This is a genomic window from Anaeroplasma bactoclasticum, assembly GCF_003550015.1.
In the GTDB taxonomy this organism is placed as follows: domain Bacteria; phylum Bacillota_I; class Bacilli_A; order Acholeplasmatales; family Anaeroplasmataceae; genus Anaeroplasma; species Anaeroplasma bactoclasticum.
Genome location: NZ_QXEV01000010.1, coordinates 16,582 through 35,803, shown reverse-complemented (window position 1 = coordinate 35,803; position 19,222 = coordinate 16,582). Strand labels below are relative to the sequence as shown.

Genomic DNA, 19,222 nt, shown 5'->3' with positions numbered 1-19,222 from the left:
TTATTCATATGGATTATAGCTATAAAGAGCATGAATTGTACCATTATCATAAACAGCATAAAGATTTGTTTCTTCTGTAAAAATACTAATATCATCAAATGTTCCATCGCTATTTATAGAATAATGTGTATTCAAAGTATTCACTATTATATTACTATCTAATGGTTCTACTTCCATTTCACCAGAATTTTTAAATACCTTTACTTCAATAAAATCTTTATGCTCTACAGATACATTTAATACTGTTGAATTACCAGTAATTATTGTTTCTGGATAAGTTGTTTGTGTTAACCACTCACCGATATATGTAACATGAACACTATCATAGGCAACAATTGGTAATGAATATTTTTCATAAACAATACCTGGTATTATTGCACCACCAAGTAAAAAGGTTACATGGTCTTCTCTATGAAAGCCATAATCTACCATTATGGTTGTATCAAATGTATTAATTTTTGGCTTATCATTAATTATATCTATTAATTCTTTAGGAACAATATCTAAAGATCTATAGGTATATTCTATACCTTTATAATACATATAATTTGTTTTATGAGAAATATAGAATATATGAGTAGCTGAATCATTAAAATCTACATGCAAACAATATGCATCATCTTGATCTTCTTTAGGTGGATATTTCATAAATTCTTCTTCAATGTTAAAATCCGTTTTAATATACTTTGTATCTAAATAAGAATATGAGGTATCAGATAGTGGCCAGCATACACTTTGAAATACAGATGTAGAAGCCATAATAGTTGAAATATTTGATACTTCCGATTTTGAAATATCCTTTAAAGAATATGTTTCTTCATTTCCACAAGATGAAATAAAAAGTAATCCAAAGAAGGAAATTATAAATGTAATAATTTTTTTCATAATGTTAGTCTCCTATATTTTTTTGAAGATGGAAACAAATATATATTTTCTATTGATTCTAATTATTTTCATCTTTCATTAGTACTAACGAATAACTACTCGTTTTTTTAAAAAGAGTTTTTCAATTTATATTATATATAATTCTTGCGAAAAAGAAAAGAAAAGCACTCAAAAATGAGTGCTTTAATCCGCTGTAACATCCTTTATAATAAATTCATTTCCTTGTTTTAACCAAGTATGGCTAGATGCACAATAAGGACAAATCTTGCCATATTTTATTGTATTATATTCCTTTTTGCAATCACTACAATAAGTGATTGCTTCAATTGGTTCTATGACAAGCTCACAATTCGATAGAATCTCTGATTTATTGTTTACTGCCCAATTCCAGCAATCAATTAATTGTTCAGGGATAACTGTAGATACCTCGCCTAAGGATAAGGTTACCTTGCAAATATGTTTAACATTGTTTTCTCTTGCAACCTCTTCAACTCTTTTAATTACAGTGAAGGTAACACCAAGCTCATGCATATTATTTATCCTTCTTTGCTTCTGCTACTTTCTTTTTATAAGCCTTATAATCCTTCTCATATTTCTTTTGTTCTTCAGGCTTTACCTTAAATAAAATCTTAAATGCACGCTTTGCAGAATATGGAAGAATATATTTAAACTTATCTTCGCTTCTTCTCATATTAGAAGCATTTGGATGATCTCTTACTAAGTGAATAGCATCAAATTCACACTTTGTTGTACAAATACCACAGCCAATACACTTATTAGGGTCAACAATGGATGCACCACAGCCTAAACATCTCTTAGTTTCAATCTTAACCTGTTCTTCAGTTAGTGTACCAGAATAATCCTTGAAGGATAATGGTTTAGCGTTACTATCTGGCATAGCTGTTTGTCTTTTAGCTGTATCATATTCACCAAGTACAATATTTTCCTTATCAAGTTCAATAAATTCTCTTCTATTTCTACCAATAGTTAAGGATGCACCCTCATGCACAAAGCGGTGTAGGGATTCACTTGCGTTCTTACCTTGGGCAATCGCATCAATAACAAACTTAGGTCCGGTGTAGACGTCTCCACCAACGAAGATATCTCTTTCCTTCGTTTGATATGTTAATGGATCAGCAAGTGGTCTATTACCTCTACCAAATTCAACCTTAGTGCCCTTTAATAAATCACCATAGACAACCTTTTGACCAATTGCGAAGATTACATGGCTTGCCTTAATTTCTAATAATTCATTCTCATCATATAAAGGGGAGAACATCTTTGTTTTAGGGTCAATGGTTTGAATACATTTTTTAAAGATGATAGATGAAACATTTCCATCCTTATCCTTCTTAATTTCCTTAGGACCCCAAGCATTTTTAATTTCAATGCCATCTTCTAATGTTTCTTCTATTTCATCTTTAGATGCAGGCATTGTATCTTTAGTTTCCAAAGATAGCATTGTAACATTTCCTGATGTGAATCTTTTGGCAGTTCTTGCGCAGTCAACCGCAACATTACCACCACCAACAACTACGACATCCCCAGTCCACTTAGTTGTGTTATCCTCTGTAGCCTTATGTAAGAAATCAACTGCAATTTCAACGCCCTTAGCATCTTGTCCATCAATTCCAGGTAAATTACCACCCTGGCAACCAATAGCTAAATAGAATGCCATAAAGCCTTCTTTTCTAAGTTCAGAAATAGTAATATCCTTACCAACCTCAACGCCACATCTAATTTCTACACCTAAAGCTCTAATTATATCAATTTCAGCTTCAATGACATCCTTTTCAAGCTTATAAGATGGAATACCATAAACCATCATTCCACCTGGCTTTTGGTTCTTTTCAAATACTACTGGCTTATATCCTTTAATTGCAAGATAATATGCACAAGAAAGTCCGGCAGGACCTGCACCAATAATTGCAATCTTTTGTTCCCAATGGTCTAATTTAATTTGTCTTGCAGGAGATACTGCCATTTCAATTTTTGGAATATATCTAGTTTTTGCATGTAAGTCACGCTCTGCAATAAACTTCTTTACTGCATCAATCGCAACAGCCTCATCTACTGTACCTCTAGTACATGCAGCCTCACATCTTTTGTTACAAATTCTACCACAGACTGCAGGGAATGGATTTTCCTTTTTAATTAAGGCTAAGGCATCTTCATATCTACCCTGGGCAGCCATTTTTAAATAGCCTTGAATTGCGATATGGGCAGGACAGGCAGTTTTACATGGCGCTGTACCTGTATCATAACAGTTAATACGATTATTATCTCTATAATCTGGGTCCCACTTATCTGGTCCCCACTTATTCCAATCTGGAAGCTCATGACGAGGATATACAATAGGTCCTTGTTTTGTACATAGCTTTTGACCAAGCTTTACAGCACCTGCAGGACAGTATTCTACACATCTACCACAAGCAACACAGTTTTCCGGAGTCACCTTAGCTGTATATGCACTTCTAGATAGATTTGGAGTATTAAATAGCTGGGAAGTTCTTAAGGCGTTACAAATATTGATATTACAGTTACAAATACCAAAGATCTTATTTTCACCATCAATATTTGTAATCTGATGAACGAATCCTTGTTCTTCACCCTTCTTTAATATAGCAATAGCCTCATCTGCTGTAATTGGATGACCCTTACCGGTTTCTCTACAATATCTTGCAAAATCACCCAAACCAATACACCAGCCCCACTGGTCATCTGCACAGCCTTGTGGGTCATCGGCAGTACCGAGTAACTTACGAGAAGCTCTACAGGAGCACTGTCCAACACCAATTTCACCATCATATTTCTTTAACCAATAGGATAGCTTTTCAATATCTAGGGCTTCATTATTCATAGATATGGCTTCTTCAACTGGAATGACATGCATACCAACACCAGAACCACCCTCTGGTACCATTTGAGTAATACCGGCAAGTGGGATATAGGTCATTCTTTCAAAGAAGTTCGCAACTGCTCTATGCTCTTCTAGACGTGGATTTCTACAATCTGGAGTTTCATCCATATTAAACATTTCTGCAGAACCAGGAACAAAGATTGCAAGAATATATTTAACATCATTATCCTGTGGTGCAGTTCTACCATTATGATCAAAATGGTATCCCCATTCTAATTCTAATAATCCAATATATGCCATTTCATCTAATATCTTTTTGAAATGCTCTGGATCACTAGATTGTTCAGGACATAGCTTTTTCATTTCTTCAAAGCTATATGGAGTACGAATTTTCATCTTTAGTGCGATATCACACATTTCATCTGTTAAGATTTCTGCAAGTCCCCAATATTCAGGGTCCTCTGTTTTAACTCCTTTTAGCTTATGGTCTAAAACATCGGTAATCTTCTTACCAAGCTTAACTACTTTCTCCCTAGATGGTTTTTCTCCCTCATGAACTGATCTTGCTCCTGGATAGGTTGGAACAACATCAAGCTTTCCTATTTTTTTAGCCATACAAATCCCCTCGTTTTCTTATATTTTATATAAAGCTAAATATTTACTTAATTCACTAATTCCTTCTTTAGTCTTGGCTGAGACTAAGAATACCTTGGCTTTCTTATTTATTTTTTGAATATTTTGGATACATTGATTAATATCAAAATCAAAAATTGGTAAGGTATCTATTTTATTAATTACAACAATATCTGCAACTTGAAACATAAGTGGATACTTAATTGGCTTATCGTCTCCTTCTGGGATAGATAAAATAACCATATTTAAATGAGCCCCAGTATCAAATTCCGCAGGACAAACTAAATTACCTATATTTTCTAAAAAGCATAAATCAATGCCATCAATACCCATTTTATCTAAGCCTTGTCTTGTCATATCCGAATCTAAATGACACATTCCACCTGTATGAAGCTGAATGACTCTTGCGCCTGTTTTTTCTTTAATTAATCTTGCATCACAATCCGAATCAATATCTGCTTCCATTACAGCTATATTTAAATCTTTTTTTAATTTTTCAATAATGGCACATAAGGTAGTTGTTTTACCACTACCTGGAGATGACATCACATTAACAAATAAAAGGTTTTTCTTTGTAAGCTCATCTCTTAAAACTTTTGCTCTTTCATCATTATTTTTAAAAATACTTTCTTTTACTAATAAAATATCTACATCGTTCATAAACTCACCATATCTTCTTTAGTTTCATTCTATCATTTATTATAAATAAATGGAATATCATAGACCTCAATTTTTTCTATCAATTTACGAAAAAATTGTACAAAAACAGCGTTAAAGTTTTTATTGAAATAATAAACACTATTTTGAAGAAAATGAAGCAGCTTAATTTGCTGCTTCATCATTCATTTCTTCATTTTCTTTTGGAAGTTCTTCCCCTTCTTTTATAATACCCTTTTTAACAAATAAGAATTTAATTAAATCTTCCTTAGGTAAAGGCTTAGAAAAATAGAATCCTTGAATATAATCACATAAGTCGGATTCAAAATGCTTCAAGATATCTTCATTTTCTACACCTTCGATAACAATTTTCTTTTTCAAATCCTTAATCATTTTAATGGAATGCTCAAACATTACCTTCATATCAGGATTATCATTATTTGTTAATGTTCTATCTAATTTAATAGTATCTACAGGCATAGAGGATACATTATCCATAGAAGAATAGCCATTACCATAATCATCTAAGGAAAAGCTAAAGCCTAATTCCTTTAATACCTTAATATTATCCTCCATCATTTTTCTAGAATAAGCATCAGAGGTTTCTGTTATTTCTAAATTAATCCTACTTGGAGATACATTATATCTTTTTACGCAATCCATTATGTGGATTGGTAAATCCTCATTGGCACACTGAGAAACGGATAGATTAATTTCAATTTTCTCTAAACCAGATTTTTTAAATTCATTAGATGCAATAAAGGAGCATACCTTATCAAATACAATATCACCAATCTTATGAATAGAACCATTTCTTTCCGCTTCACTTAAGAATTGTTCTGGTTTGATTTCACCATATTTATCATCCATTAATCTAAGTAATGCCTCAGCACGAGTAAATGCTTTATCCTTAACGGAATATATAGGTTGGAAATAAACATCAAATTTTTGATACATTAATCCTCGTTTAATAATAGATGCCATATTCATATTGATTTCGAAATCTATACGATTTGGTACCTTAGATAAATCAAGTACAGTATCTAAAACCTTTGGAATATGAATAAAATTATCCAAGAAGGTTAAGGATGTTTCATGGGAATTAATATCCTTAGGACAATAAACCACTGCAACATTAGAATATAAATCAACAATACCAAAATCACATTTTACAGGAACATTTAATCTTCTTCTTAAAGTCATTGCATAGGATTCTGCATTTTCTTCTATTTCATTTGTAAACACTGCTGAAAATGATCCCTGTCCTAAATAATAATACTCACCCTTTAAGGAAAAATCCTTAGCTGTAGCCTTCATTATTTCACCAATAGTTCTTCTTACAGAGCATTCCTCTTGATAGGTTAATCTAGAGCCTAATAAGGAATCATTTATTACTTTAACAAAAATAAGAGCTGATTTCTTATTTGTTCTAGCTGCCATATAAGCATCCTCTTTAAATGTAGAATACTTTTTAAAGCCTATATCATAATCAAATGTAAGCTCACTTCTTTCGATTACATCTAATAAAATCAAAAATCCTATAGCACTAGCTAATTCTTCAATTAGCCAAAGGCTCTTTAATGTTTGAATTAATAGCGCAACTGCAACTAATATATAAATAAATGCAATCGCAAACTTTTTACCCTTAGTAAAGAAATCACGATAAATTATGATAAATACTAAAGCTATAATCATATAGATTGCAGCACTAAATATCATAATACCATAAGTAATTACCATACCTCTTTCATATACACCATCAGTAACAGTATACATATATCCTGTCCACCAATTAGAAATGATTAATCCCAAAATTGCAAGGAATGGTAGTGCAAGCAATAACCGTAAATAGGGTTTCTTATAAAACCTATGACAGTTATCTGTAGCACATATAAAATATAAACAGAATCCAAAGGATGTAAAAGCTCTAGAGGCTAAATATATTCCACTTGCAATAAATACAGGTATAGTACCCATATTACTATTGATGCTTAATATATCAGCTAAAGCACTAATAGCGCCTACGATAAACATAGATAATAATAGCTTACCCTTTTTGGTATTAACCTTTTTTCTACTTATAATAGAAAAGATTAATGCTAAATACAAAACTATCGCGCATGCATCTAGATATATAAAATAGCTTCCTACCATACTTTTATCCTCCTCAATAAATCCATTATAACATTATCTTAAAACGCTTTCAAATAAATTCGCTGATAGCAGTGTTTTAATTAAATAAAATAGAAAAAATGTTTTAAATAAAGAAAATGGCAAACCCTTGATTTGCCATAATCTTATTTTATACTTTCTTCTATTCTCTTACTAGCTTCATTAAAATATCTTTCATAAGATCCTTTACAATATCTTTTATGCTTATTGATTTCTTCATAATCTGGCTTTATGAAGGAATATTTTCCATTAACCTTCCAAGAATTAAATAAGCCAAAGACAATCGCATTCTTAGGGCATAAGAATGCACATCTTGTACACATAAGACAGTGATTTTTAAAATGAACCTTACCCTTATCATCGATTGTTATATTTTTAACAGGACATATCTTTTCACACATACCACAAGAAACACAATTCTTATTCGTATGCATAAACCAACCATTAATTTTAGCTCCTGGATGTTCTATTAGCATAATTAGCTGAATGATATGACCAAAGGGCATATATTTTAGTTTTACTTGTTTATTATCTAATATATCCTTTATATCTAAAGGAATTAAACCCTTCATGGTCTCATACATATTATATGCCATTAAATCTGTATGACGGAAAATAATATCATAAGGCATTAAATAATGATATTCATTAGTTAAATAATAATTTCTTCTTTTTAAGATTCTAAGTAAAGAATATGAAGAAATATTATTTATTCTTAAATGCTCACCTGAGGTTTTAAGAATAATTAATCTCTTTTTCTTCTCTTCTTTTTTTAAATGCTTTGCAAACTTTAATACATTTTCTGGTGCATTAAAGCCATGAATAGGATATGCAAAGAATACCAAATCATAATTAGATGTATCACTTATAAATCCATCATCGATATTATGAATAGATACTTCTACATTTAAGGATTCTAAATTCTTTTTATATTCCTCTACACATTTTTTGGTATTTCCTGTTGCGGAAAAATAACAAAGGATTGCCTTCATTATTTTATATCCTCCATAAAAGAATTAAATTTTAAATCCATAGAATATAGCTTATCCTCATCTACTTTATGAGAATCATACCAAATGGATGCATAAATCTTATCTTTTTTAGCAAGCCTATCAAAATCCCATTTATATTCTCTATAAGTAATATTCATCCAGTGACCTGCAAGTATGCTGTAGGGCTTCATCATAAATTCTATACCATCAGAGTTTTTAAATAATGCAGGAATAAATAATCCTTCAAAAGGAGATACCATTTCTCCACCATGTAATTTAGCTATGTTTTTAAAATCAGCCTCATCAAGTGTATAAATATCCTTTTTTATATCATATCCATAATCAATTAGCTTTGCATTTCTTTTTTCTCTTAAATCTTCAAAAGAAATAAAATCTCCATTGGATTTTTTATTTTCATCTAAAAGATAAAAATTATTCCAATCCTTGCCTATTTTTTCATATTCCTTATAACCACCAAAGGATGCAAATATTCTTGCATCATCCTTATGGTTATACCAATATTTAATAGAATTATTATCCTTAAATAATCTTTGGATAACAAGCTTAGAAATAAGCTTAGCTGGTATAATTCTACCAAATGTATAATACCAATACCTTTTTTTCATTCTAGCCCAGTAATCCTTGCAGGTATCCTTTTGATAATGGAATAATTCTTCAAGCTTATCTCCATCATAAAACCACATTCCATGGAAATTTCTGGTTGCGTTAAAATCAGGTTTAAACATCTTTTTGGTATTTCCACCCATTAGCTTAAAGCCATCACTTAGAGTAGTATAGCCTGTAATTCTATTTTCTTTTTTTGCACCAATATTAAATACACGTCTCCAAAATATTTTATCTAGATCATTTTCTTCTATATCTCTTTTAATGATATTTTTAATTAATACTCCAGAATCCTCTTGAGTTACCCATTCTAAAGGAGAATTAAAGCAGGTATGGAACATTAATCCATCACTGATATTATCCATTAACATATATTTATGTAGCATTGCGGATTGTCTTAATATAGCATAGTAGCGAATATTAGATTCTAAAACATAAAGCTCTCCTCTTAGCTTTGTTACAGAATATATATCAAATGGAGATACTAAAAGTGGATCTCCAACCATACCAAAAGGATGATTTTCATTTCTATTACCATATAAGGCTACAGAGGATGTATGAATTAATTTTGGCTGTGGCGTCATATCTTCCATAACATTTACAATATTTTTAACACCAATTTCATTACATTCAATTGCAGCCTTAGGATTCTTATCACTTTTTGGTGGTATTACAGCAGCCAAATTAATTACATAATCTGCCCCAAATAGGAATCTTCTTACATCTTCTTTATTTCCTAAATTACCATGAACAATAGAAATTCTATTTTTATTTTTGTTAATTAAGCCTTTTACTCTATTATATAGGGGATCATCCGTTAATATAAAAAGACGAATCCTATCAATTTTATCATAGCTTAATAATTCCTTTAAGACAGATTGTCCCATGTTTCCTGTTGCGCCAGTCAAGCATACAAGCATAAAATCACTTCCAAATTGTTTTTCTTACATTATATTCAAAAAGGAGAAAAAAGAAAAGAGGATTTTATCCTCTTATTCTTCAACTTCTTTAACTTCTACATCTAGTGCTTCATTTGACTTTTTAGGATTCTTACCTAAGAAGGATAATACGCCAACAGCAACTAAGAATAATGCATAAGTGATTAAGATAATACCTAAGATAGTTAATCTCTTAGAAATTACATTTACACTTGGTAATGCTAATGTTCCAAGTACAACTGCAACTGCACCTAAAATGAATTCAGCTAGAACAGGAACGATTAATACCTTCTTATCAGCCTTAGCCTTTAAGCCAAATACTAATACTAAAATTGCATCAACAACGAATAAGCAACCAATAACTAGCATTACATATGCAGAATAATCTGTTAATACATGTAATAGGTAGCCTGCCTGCTTTTGTACAACAAGGTAAATACCTGCTGCAAGAATGATACCATTTACTAATGTTTCAGCTGCTGCTGTTCTTTTTAACACTAAGGCATTTAAGATTAAACCTAATGCAGAAACAATAATTAATGTAACACCAAGTACAATAGAAATTGCATCATAAGCATTACTTGTTACATCACCATTTGCATTTTGGGCAACAATACATAAAATACCAACAGTTAAAATGATAGCTGCTGTAATCCATGTAGTAATGGCAGTCTGTAAAGTTTTTTTCATTTTTCAATTTCTCCTTTCAACCATTTAACAATAATATCACTTTTTCATTCAAATGACAATTTTATAAATGATAAACGGAATCTAAAACGTTTTATTGTACAGGAATAACACATTTATTATGAAAACAAACAATGAAAGCCAAAATTTAGTTTTTTATTTTTTCATATAGATTTCATAAAGAAACTATACTATAATAGAAGATACAAGATACATTACAAATTAAATCCAGGAGGCATACATGAAAATTATTTTAGGAAACCCAGGAAGTGGCAAGACAAAGGAGCTACTATCCCTAAGCGCAGAAAAGAATGTTCCAATCCTTTGTGAATCTCAGGCTAGAGTAGAAAGATTATTAGTTAAGGCTCAAGGCTATGGCTTAAATATTCCTACTCCAGTTACATTAGATCACTTAAATGCTAGCGAAGTTATCATTGATGATATTGAAAGATTCTTCTCTTGTGCTTTAAATGTTAAGCTTACTGCCTTATCCGTTAATCGTGATAAATCAGTGGAAATCAAGGATTTAGACAAAAAATAGTATCAAAATATAAAAAGGCCTTAAGGCCTTTTTTATTTGTCTAAAGGGTGTAATTTAGGTTTTATACCTAAAGATTCTAATAGCTTATAACCCAATTCTAAATTAGAATCTAAATCTATAGGCTTATGTGCATCGCTAGATACAATGACTTCTAAATCCTTATATTCACTTACAATTTGAAAGAAATGATAATTTGGATACATATAATCTATAAAGTCTATAAAATCCTTTTTACCCTTGTTGAAGCCATTACAATTACATTCTAATAAAACATGATTTTTAATACATGCAAGACATATTCTTCTTACTGAATTATCAACCATCTTATCCCACTTTGGATATCCACATAAAAAGAAATCTGGGTGAGCAAGTATTTTAAAGAATCCCGTATTCAGTGCATCCTCTACTAATTTAACATATTCTTCTAATTTCTCTTTAGTATTACAATTATAGCTTGATGTCTCATTTCTGTTCACATATCCAGAATAATAATGATTTCCTAAAATTAAATAATCACAGTCTTTTAGTAATTCTTTATAATAGTTATCCATTCCATAAAAATATTCCATTTCTAATCCCAAATATAAATGGATATTTTTATATTTATTTTTACAATATTTAAACTCAGTTATATATTCATTTTTAAATTCTTCTAAACTCATGCGAGGAAATCCAGGATTTTTTATTGGTCCATGATCGGATATACCTAAGCGAGTAAATCCTAAGGATATAGCTTTTAATACATAATCTTCAATATTCCCCTCTGCATGATGGCATAATCTCATATGTGTATGATAATTTTCTTTATACATCTTCTCCTCCAAATAAGAAAAAAAAGAACGTTAAAGTTCTTTTTTATTCTTTTACTTCTGTTTCAGTAAATAATGTATTTTCCTTCTTCTTATGAATGAAATCTCCAACCTTATCGATTCCATAAATAAGGAAATATGGAAGTACTAAATAGAATAATACAACAATACATGTATATATTGGTTGGTTCCATGCATTTACTGCCTTTACAAAATCATGTAAATTATATGCATCTCTAAAGAACATTAAATTTACACCGAAGATATAATCAAGTGCAATAACAATTGGGAATACAACGAATAAGAACAAGAAATAATATTTAAAATTCTTAACAGATATTTCAACATCACCATGAATGAAATACAAAATTCCCAAATATACCATAGTACCATGATATCCCATACCATGGAATGCTAGGAAATGGAATGCTTGAACCTCAGTTAAGGATGTGGAAGGATAAAGTAAATAGCTTGCACCACCAATCAATCCACCAACAATAATCCAAGTAACTCCCATTTTATGAATCACTTCATTTTTAGATAAGGATAGCCATCCAGCATAAAGTAATAAGCTACAGAAAGCAAGTGGCACCCAATTGTCCCATCCAAAATAACCTTTTAAGTGATTAAACCCAATTTTAAATATCTCTAATGCCCATAAAATAATCATGATGATTAGAGTTTGTTTTCTTAGTCCTTCTTTTGTTAAATTTTTAGATAAATTAACACCAAGGACAATTAAAATACCAATGATAAGTACAAAAATGAAGTGTCCTAAACTATACATACCACAAACCGGGTATGCAAATCTATCGCTAAAGAAATCCATAATTGTCCCTCCTCCCTAATTCAATGATAGTCTCATTTGAAAAAAATGTCAAATAAATTTTACAAAAGAGGAGTGATGTAAGCGTTTCTTATAACAAAATTATTGGGTGATTATACTAATCTTCCCACTCAAAATTTTCTTTTCCAGCACCAAGTTCAAAATGATATTTAATAATACCCTTATCTAGCCCATAAAATGCTCCATCTTCAATTTCAATTTTAACCTTATTTTCATTGCCAATAATTTTAAATTTCTGACGGTTTAAGGCAGTAGGAGCTAATAGAGCTGCCTCTACTCCTTCTTTAAACCATTCAGGAGTATCTCCTGATGTATAGCTTGAAATATCTAATGGGGTTTTATCACTTTTATGAGGAATACCTTCATGAATACCATAGCCTATAACTAGTATTCCACAAACTGTGGAATTTTTAACCTTTTTTCTTACATGGTACTTATTATAAGTACCAGAAACCCACCAGCTATTTAATCCTAGGGTTTGGGCAAATAACATGATATCCGATCCAGCATAACCGATACGCTCCGCTAAATCCTTAGAATTATCTCCTGCAAGGACTACATAATTTTTAACACCCTTGCAGATTAATAATCTAAAGATTAAAGGGATAGCCTTATGGTCTTTTACCTCAAGCTTCATATTTAAATGATATTTTTGATTATTCATCTCAACTCTTTCATTTAATACATCAATGAATGATTCCGATAATTTCTTATCCGAATATTTTCTTACTGTATGTCTTTTTCTCATTGCTTCTTCCATTTTCATCATATTAATTCACCTTCCCAACTATATTATTAGATACCTTATTAGATAATAAGAATAAGGCATTTAATTCATCACTTGTAAAATTTTTAAATAGCTCTTGTTCTAATTTTTTCTTTTGCCTTTGGTAATAGCTAATTACAGGCTTCGCTTTATCCTTAAGTTTTAAATGAATCGTTCTTCTATTGGAATTGAGACAAATTGTTTCTAAATAATTCCCTAGCTCTAGCTTTCTTACCGCAGTAGATACATTCGATTTCGAATACCCGGTATATTTCACAATATCTGTTGCGGTATCTTCCTTTCTTCTTCCTAAGAATAAAATGATGTTTGCTTCCGCAGGATTTATGCCAAACTTTTGGCAAACATCGTTCATCATTTCATCATATGCATTTTTAAATTGATTCATCGAATCCCAGAAAGCCTCACTCATTTTATCACTTCCGTTCAATATCGAACTGTTCTATATTGAACATTTTAACATAAGAATCAAATATCGTCAAGATGATTAGCATAAAAAAAAGAATGACCGAAGTCATTCTAAATAATCAACTATTTAACATATTTTTCATAAAATAATTCATAAAAATATTTAGCAGTCGAATCAGGCTTTATATTAGATAAACCATCAATAAATGAAAACCAATTAAAGCTATCTATTTCATTATTTGTCTTAAGTTTTGATATATCTTCCATATATGCTATAAAATTACACATTAAGGTATTTGTTTTAGGAAAATACTTAGTTGCATTAAATTCAATTCTACTTGGAATTAAATTCATCTCCTCCTTTAATTCTCTATAAACTGCATTTTCTAAGGATTCCGTAATATTTACATATCCAGCAACTAATATATTATCCTTTTTTCCATATTGCTGGATCAATAATACATTATTGTTTTTTGTATCTATAGTAATCATAGATACTGCAACATTATACATAGGGAATCTATATTCCTTACAGCTATTACAATAAGGAACCATTCCCTCATTATCTAATTCCTTTTCAATTAGTAAACTTCCACATTCTGGGCAACACTTTTGTACTATCATAATAAAGCCTTTCTACATAAAGAAAATTTATATATCTTATCATTCTTATAAATTTCATTTATCGTTTAATGTATTAAGATTTGTTTTGTAAGATATATATTGCAATATAAATAGAATTTATAATTTTATTCATAATAATAAATTAAACTTATAAATATAATAATTATATTACACAAATTTATAATTCTTATAATTTTGATAAATTCAATTTATAATTATTTTATTTCTATCCAATATCTTTGAATGAGACCAGATTTAGTTAAACCTGCCTCATCTACAACATCATCTTCAAGTATACCACCATTTCTAAGAATTGCCTTAGATGAACCTTCATTAATACCATCACAGGTAATTAATATTTCATGTAAGCCTATTTTTTTAGCTTCTTCTTTAATTAAAGAAACTATTTCTGTTGCATAGCCCTTTTTTCTTTCATCTATGGCAACACTAAATCCTACATTACCACCAAAGTTCAATAAAAATGGAGTTAGCTCATGGCGGAAATCTACTATACCTACTACCTTATTATCGCTTTTTCTTACAGCTAAATAAATAGTAGATGGTACATAGCCCCATAAATAATTCTTTTTATTTCTTTTTTCAAACTCTAACCATTCCTCATAGGTATTACATTCTTCAAGCTTGCAGCAACCATCAAATCTTTGGTTATTCTTTAAGAAATCCTCTTTATATTTCATTACCTGATCCTTATATTCTAAGGTTGGTTTTTTAAGTTCAATTTCACCCATAACTATTCCTCCATTATTAATTCATATACTTTTTTATTATAATCCCATATATCTAATCCTTTATCGTCGACATAATGAATTCTATCAAATAAATACTGTGGTATATAGCCTATTAAACTACTATAGTATTCCTTAGGAATTATGATTTTATATACCCAATCCTTAAGGATTACACTATCTTTAATTTTAAGTGGTAATACACCATCAAATACACAATTTGGGTGGTGTATTAGCTTATCATATTTAAATATGAATCTTATACCTGGTTTAAATCTAATTTTATAATCTAAGCTAGTAGGAAATCTTTTTAATTCTCTTTCCATAACTAAGGAATCACCAAAATGATTTCCCCACGCAAACATTACATAATAAAAATAATCAATTGGATCATTTGCAGCATTTCTTTTTTCTTTTTGTAATTCTTCTACACTTTTATCACTAACTAGATATGCAGCCTTTAACTTTCCTGATTTAAATATACTTTTAGCAGATTCTATATCTGTAGTATGAGATACATAATCTGTTAAATATCCACCATAATTTTTATTCATTAATGGTATTTTAATTATTTTAGGTACATTTATATCCTTATACCAATCTTTATTATCTAATTCCTTATAGATAAATGATAATAATTCTTTATCCTCACATTCAATAGGACAATCTCTTTGATACATTTTTTCATATGAAATGAAATCAATTAAGCATTTCATTTCATAATCACTAATCTTAGGATAATTTTCTAATCTAAAATATAGTACTTGATCCCATACTTCTTTAGTATCTAATTCTTTAATAACGATTTTCAAGGGAATCACTTCCTTTATTTCTTTAATTTTACACTATTTTTATAAAAATAGAAATGAATACTGTAATAAAAACTCCATAAGTATTCATTTGTACTTATGGAGATATGTTTAATTATTATTTAATTCATTATTTAATAAATACATTTTATAATCATCTAAAAAGAATACCCTATTCGAATTATAATTTCCATATTTTTTAACTAAATCCTTTATAGGAATAGATTTTGCAATACGTATTGCCTCTATATCTTTATTTATAATTCTATTTACAATTTCTTCAAAATTATCATCAAATACATTACCTATTCTCCACTTTTTACTTGGATTAGTGTAATTGAAATACATATTATAATCTGAAGTTATATTTATTACTAATTCACTAGAATCAGGTATAAAATAGCTATTATCATTTTCTAATAATTTATAGCATTCCTTTTCTGTTAATAATTCATTATAGTCTAAATAATAAGGAATTAATTCTTTATAGATATCCTCTTTATTTATTCTTATATCATATAGCTTTCTATTATTGCCATCACAGGATCCTGCATGTATAAAGATATCCTTAACATTATTATTTTTTGCAATATGTATTACATCTAATATTTCATCTTTATTTTCTTCATTAATGAATATTTGCCATCTAGGAGATATATCATTTTCTTGTAAAATAGTTGTTGCAAGTAAAAGCTCATTAAAGGCTCCTTTTCTTCCAATATATTTATCAGTTAATTCTTCCATGCCAAAGAAGGTTAACTGAACCTTTTTAGTTCCAACTTCCTTTAAGAATTTAACATAGTTTATATCTCTTACAATCTTATAAAATGATGCAAGCTCAAACCTATTAGGCTTTGTATTAGATAATTCATTATCCAAAGTCCATCTATTTTTATAATCTTGAAAGAAATCTGGTTCTCTTAACCAGCTATAAAAGGTTACATCCTTAAAATATTCTTTAAATCGATTTACTATTTTTAAATCCATCGCATCAGGTATTATGTTATTTGGAACATCACCAAGCCAGCAGTGCATGCACCTATTGGGACATCCATGCATGTCTACAACTAAATTTATATGTTTATCTAATAATTGTTTCATTTTTATTTCCTTTATACTATTATGAGAGTTATACGAATCTATTACCACCCATAATAATCATCATCGTCGTCATCATACCATTCATCCATTAATTTATTAATTAACATTGCCCTAACTTCATCTTCTGTTAGACTATCAACATATTCTCTAACCTCGTTTAAATGTTCATCAAATATCCTTTCTTGTTCCTCTTCGTATTCTTCTTGTTCTTTAATAATTCTTTCAGCTTCTTCCGGGTAAATTGTGAAATATGTAGCAACCATATGCTTACATATTACCCTTCTACCCTCTGCAAAAGGACAAGTGCATGTTGATTTTCTTGGATGATTCAAATCAATATGAACCATATATTCTTCTGTTCCACTTACAATTGAATCAAATTCCAAATCACTAGTTTTTTTAACATTCTTAACTTTTTTTGATTGATAATAATCAATACCTCTCCAAAAAGAATTACTACTTGCCAAATCAATTAGTCCCATACAGTCACCTTCTTCTTTGATAATTCACACCTAAACATAAATTAATTATAACATGAAAAAAGACCAAATTGTTGGTGTAATAACAATTGGTCTTTATACATTCTTAGTATTTTTTATATTTTTTACTAGATATTTTACCAGTTCTTTCATACTGGTCTTCTCTCATCATTTCTATATCTGCTTTAGGAATGACTCTCATTTTATTTGAATTATTCTTATTCTTTTTATTTAATTCATCTAAAACATTGCCACCATTTTTACTTATTTTAGATAGCTTTTCTAAGGATTCTAGTTCTGAATCCTTTTCAAGTACCGCAACACATTCTGTGTGAAGAGTTCTTGGGAACATGTCAACTGCAGTAATGGATTTAACTACATAATCATTTTCCGAAAATAGATATAGGTCTCTTTTTAATGTTTCCGCATTACAAGATACATATACTACCTTTCTTGCGCCTAAGTAATTAATAGCATTAATAAATGCTTTAGTTGATCCATCTCTTGGTGGGTCCATTAATACAACATCACATTTAACTCTATCCTTAGCTAAATGAGTCATATAATTTGTAGCATCATCTGCAATAAAATCTACATTGGTAATATTGTTAATTTTGGCATTTATTTTAGCATCCTGAATGGCATTTTTATTTAATTCAACACCAATTACCTTTTTTGCATATTTGGATGCAAAAATAGAAATAGTACCTACTCCACAGTATGCATCAATGACAAAATCTGTATTTTTAATTTCAGCCTTTTCTAAGGCTAAATTATATAGCTTTTCCATTCCAATGGTATTAATTTGGAAGAAGGATGTACCAGAGATTTTAAATTTATAGCCACCTACAAATTCATAAATATAGCCTGGACCATAAATGACCTTTTCCTTATCTCCAAGAACTATGGATGTATCTCTAGAATTATAATTTTGAACTATAGTAGTTATGCCTAAATTTAATTTCTTTAAGTCGGTTACTACATTATTTCTTCCTGGAAACATTTCTCCATTCGTAACTAATACAACCATTATTTCTTTAGAATTAAAACCATAACGAATGTAAACATGTCTTAGGTTACCTTCTCTAGTTTTTTCATCATAAGGTCTTATTTTATTTTTAGTTAAGACCTTATTTAATGCCTCAATGACATGATTTGCTTCATTTGCTTGTAATAAGCAATTGCTAATTGTTACTATTTTATGAGAATATTCTTCATATAAGCCACAAACAACCTTTTTAGTTTTAGATAGCTTATATGTCATTTGACATTTATTTCTATAATGAAGTGGAGAATCCCCTGATACAAGCTTTATATATGGTAAGTCAAAGGGCTTAAATAAATCATTTAGGTATTTTTCCTTTAGCTTCTTTTCATATTCATAGCTTACATGCTGAAATTGACAACCACCACATTCTGCTTGATATGGACATCCATCGTAGATTCTATCCTTTGATGGCTTTAATACTTTACTTAAAGTAGGATAATTTTTATCTGTATCAACTAAAATATCCTCGCCATTAATGACATCATGGATTTTATATTTCTTTTTATTTAATTCAATTTCAGTATCCGGAATATATCCTACAGATACATTTTTAAACTCCTTTAATGCCATTTTATCAG

At 29.7% G+C, this 19,222-nt stretch carries 19 protein-coding genes; 1 reads left to right on the top strand and 18 read right to left on the bottom strand.

Annotation, left to right across the window (positions count from 1 at the left end; all coding sequences use genetic code 11):
• The 8 genes from EI71_RS05550 to EI71_RS05515 form a co-directional block, all read right to left on the bottom strand.
• Positions 1-885, bottom strand: coding sequence for a hypothetical protein (locus EI71_RS05550; protein ID WP_119016264.1), 885 nt, complete (start codon positions 883-885; stop codon positions 1-3).
• Positions 886-1,068: 183 nt separating this feature from the next.
• Positions 1,069-1,416, bottom strand: coding sequence for a hydrogenase maturation nickel metallochaperone HypA (locus EI71_RS05545; protein ID WP_119016263.1), 348 nt, complete (start codon positions 1,414-1,416; stop codon positions 1,069-1,071).
• A 1-nt stretch (position 1,417) separates the two neighbouring features.
• Positions 1,418-4,360, bottom strand: coding sequence for an FAD-dependent oxidoreductase (locus EI71_RS05540; protein ID WP_119016262.1), 2,943 nt, complete (start codon positions 4,358-4,360; stop codon positions 1,418-1,420).
• A gap of 18 nt (positions 4,361-4,378) precedes the next feature.
• Positions 4,379-5,038, bottom strand: a complete 660-nt coding sequence (gene hypB / locus EI71_RS05535) for a hydrogenase nickel incorporation protein HypB (protein WP_119016261.1) — start codon at positions 5,036-5,038, stop codon at positions 4,379-4,381.
• 162 nt (positions 5,039-5,200) lie between these two features.
• The gene (locus tag EI71_RS05530; protein WP_119016260.1) at positions 5,201-7,189 is read right to left on the bottom strand and encodes an EAL domain-containing protein; all 1,989 of its coding nucleotides are present in this window, start codon (positions 7,187-7,189) and stop codon (positions 5,201-5,203) included.
• A 143-nt stretch (positions 7,190-7,332) separates the two neighbouring features.
• The gene (locus tag EI71_RS05525) at positions 7,333-8,199 is read right to left on the bottom strand and encodes an EFR1 family ferrodoxin (protein WP_119016259.1); all 867 of its coding nucleotides are present in this window, start codon (positions 8,197-8,199) and stop codon (positions 7,333-7,335) included.
• Positions 8,199-9,743, bottom strand: a complete 1,545-nt coding sequence (locus tag EI71_RS05520) for an NAD-dependent epimerase/dehydratase family protein (RefSeq protein ID WP_119016258.1) — start codon at positions 9,741-9,743, stop codon at positions 8,199-8,201. Before EI71_RS05520 ends, EI71_RS05525 begins: the two co-directional genes overlap by 1 nt.
• Before the next feature lie 72 nt (positions 9,744-9,815).
• On the bottom strand, positions 9,816-10,451 hold the full coding sequence (locus EI71_RS05515; protein ID WP_119016257.1) for a hypothetical protein: 636 nt from the start codon (positions 10,449-10,451) through the stop codon (positions 9,816-9,818).
• A gap of 238 nt (positions 10,452-10,689) precedes the next feature.
• On the opposite strand from EI71_RS05515, the gene EI71_RS05510 reads away from it, so the two are divergent.
• On the top strand, positions 10,690-10,989 hold the full coding sequence (locus EI71_RS05510) for a hypothetical protein (RefSeq protein WP_119016256.1): 300 nt from the start codon (positions 10,690-10,692) through the stop codon (positions 10,987-10,989).
• A 32-nt stretch (positions 10,990-11,021) separates the two neighbouring features.
• On the opposite strand, the gene EI71_RS05505 is transcribed toward EI71_RS05510, so the two are convergent.
• The 10 genes from EI71_RS05505 to rlmD form a co-directional block, all read right to left on the bottom strand.
• Complete coding sequence (locus tag EI71_RS05505) at positions 11,022-11,801, bottom strand: histidinol-phosphatase (protein WP_119016255.1); 780 nt, start codon at positions 11,799-11,801, stop codon at positions 11,022-11,024.
• Positions 11,802-11,844: 43 nt separating this feature from the next.
• Positions 11,845-12,627 (bottom strand): YwaF family protein, encoded by a 783-nt coding sequence (locus tag EI71_RS05500; protein WP_119016254.1) that lies wholly within the window; start codon positions 12,625-12,627, stop codon positions 11,845-11,847.
• A gap of 115 nt (positions 12,628-12,742) precedes the next feature.
• The gene (locus EI71_RS05495; RefSeq protein WP_211321048.1) at positions 12,743-13,414 is read right to left on the bottom strand and encodes a nitroreductase family protein; all 672 of its coding nucleotides are present in this window, start codon (positions 13,412-13,414) and stop codon (positions 12,743-12,745) included.
• A gap of 1 nt (position 13,415) precedes the next feature.
• Complete coding sequence (locus EI71_RS05490) at positions 13,416-13,817, bottom strand: MarR family winged helix-turn-helix transcriptional regulator (protein WP_211321047.1); 402 nt, start codon at positions 13,815-13,817, stop codon at positions 13,416-13,418.
• Positions 13,818-13,960: 143 nt separating this feature from the next.
• Positions 13,961-14,461 carry an NUDIX domain-containing protein gene (locus EI71_RS05485; RefSeq protein WP_119016252.1) on the bottom strand — a complete coding sequence of 167 codons (501 nt, stop codon included), beginning with the start codon at positions 14,459-14,461 and terminating at the stop codon, positions 13,961-13,963.
• 215 nt (positions 14,462-14,676) lie between these two features.
• Positions 14,677-15,210: a GNAT family N-acetyltransferase gene (locus EI71_RS05480; RefSeq protein WP_119016251.1), complete on the bottom strand. Its 534-nt coding sequence runs from the start codon at positions 15,208-15,210 to the stop codon at positions 14,677-14,679.
• 2 nt (positions 15,211-15,212) lie between these two features.
• Complete coding sequence (locus EI71_RS05475; protein ID WP_211321046.1) at positions 15,213-16,028, bottom strand: hypothetical protein; 816 nt, start codon at positions 16,026-16,028, stop codon at positions 15,213-15,215.
• Positions 16,029-16,127: 99 nt separating this feature from the next.
• The gene (locus EI71_RS05470; protein WP_147387566.1) at positions 16,128-17,117 is read right to left on the bottom strand and encodes a radical SAM family protein; all 990 of its coding nucleotides are present in this window, start codon (positions 17,115-17,117) and stop codon (positions 16,128-16,130) included.
• Between the two features lie 41 nt (positions 17,118-17,158).
• On the bottom strand, positions 17,159-17,599 hold the full coding sequence (locus EI71_RS05465) for an SWIM zinc finger family protein (RefSeq protein ID WP_119016248.1): 441 nt from the start codon (positions 17,597-17,599) through the stop codon (positions 17,159-17,161).
• 103 nt (positions 17,600-17,702) lie between these two features.
• Positions 17,703-19,214, bottom strand: a complete 1,512-nt coding sequence (rlmD, locus tag EI71_RS05460) for a 23S rRNA (uracil(1939)-C(5))-methyltransferase RlmD (protein WP_119016247.1) — start codon at positions 19,212-19,214, stop codon at positions 17,703-17,705.
• Positions 19,215-19,222: the final 8 nt, after the last annotated feature.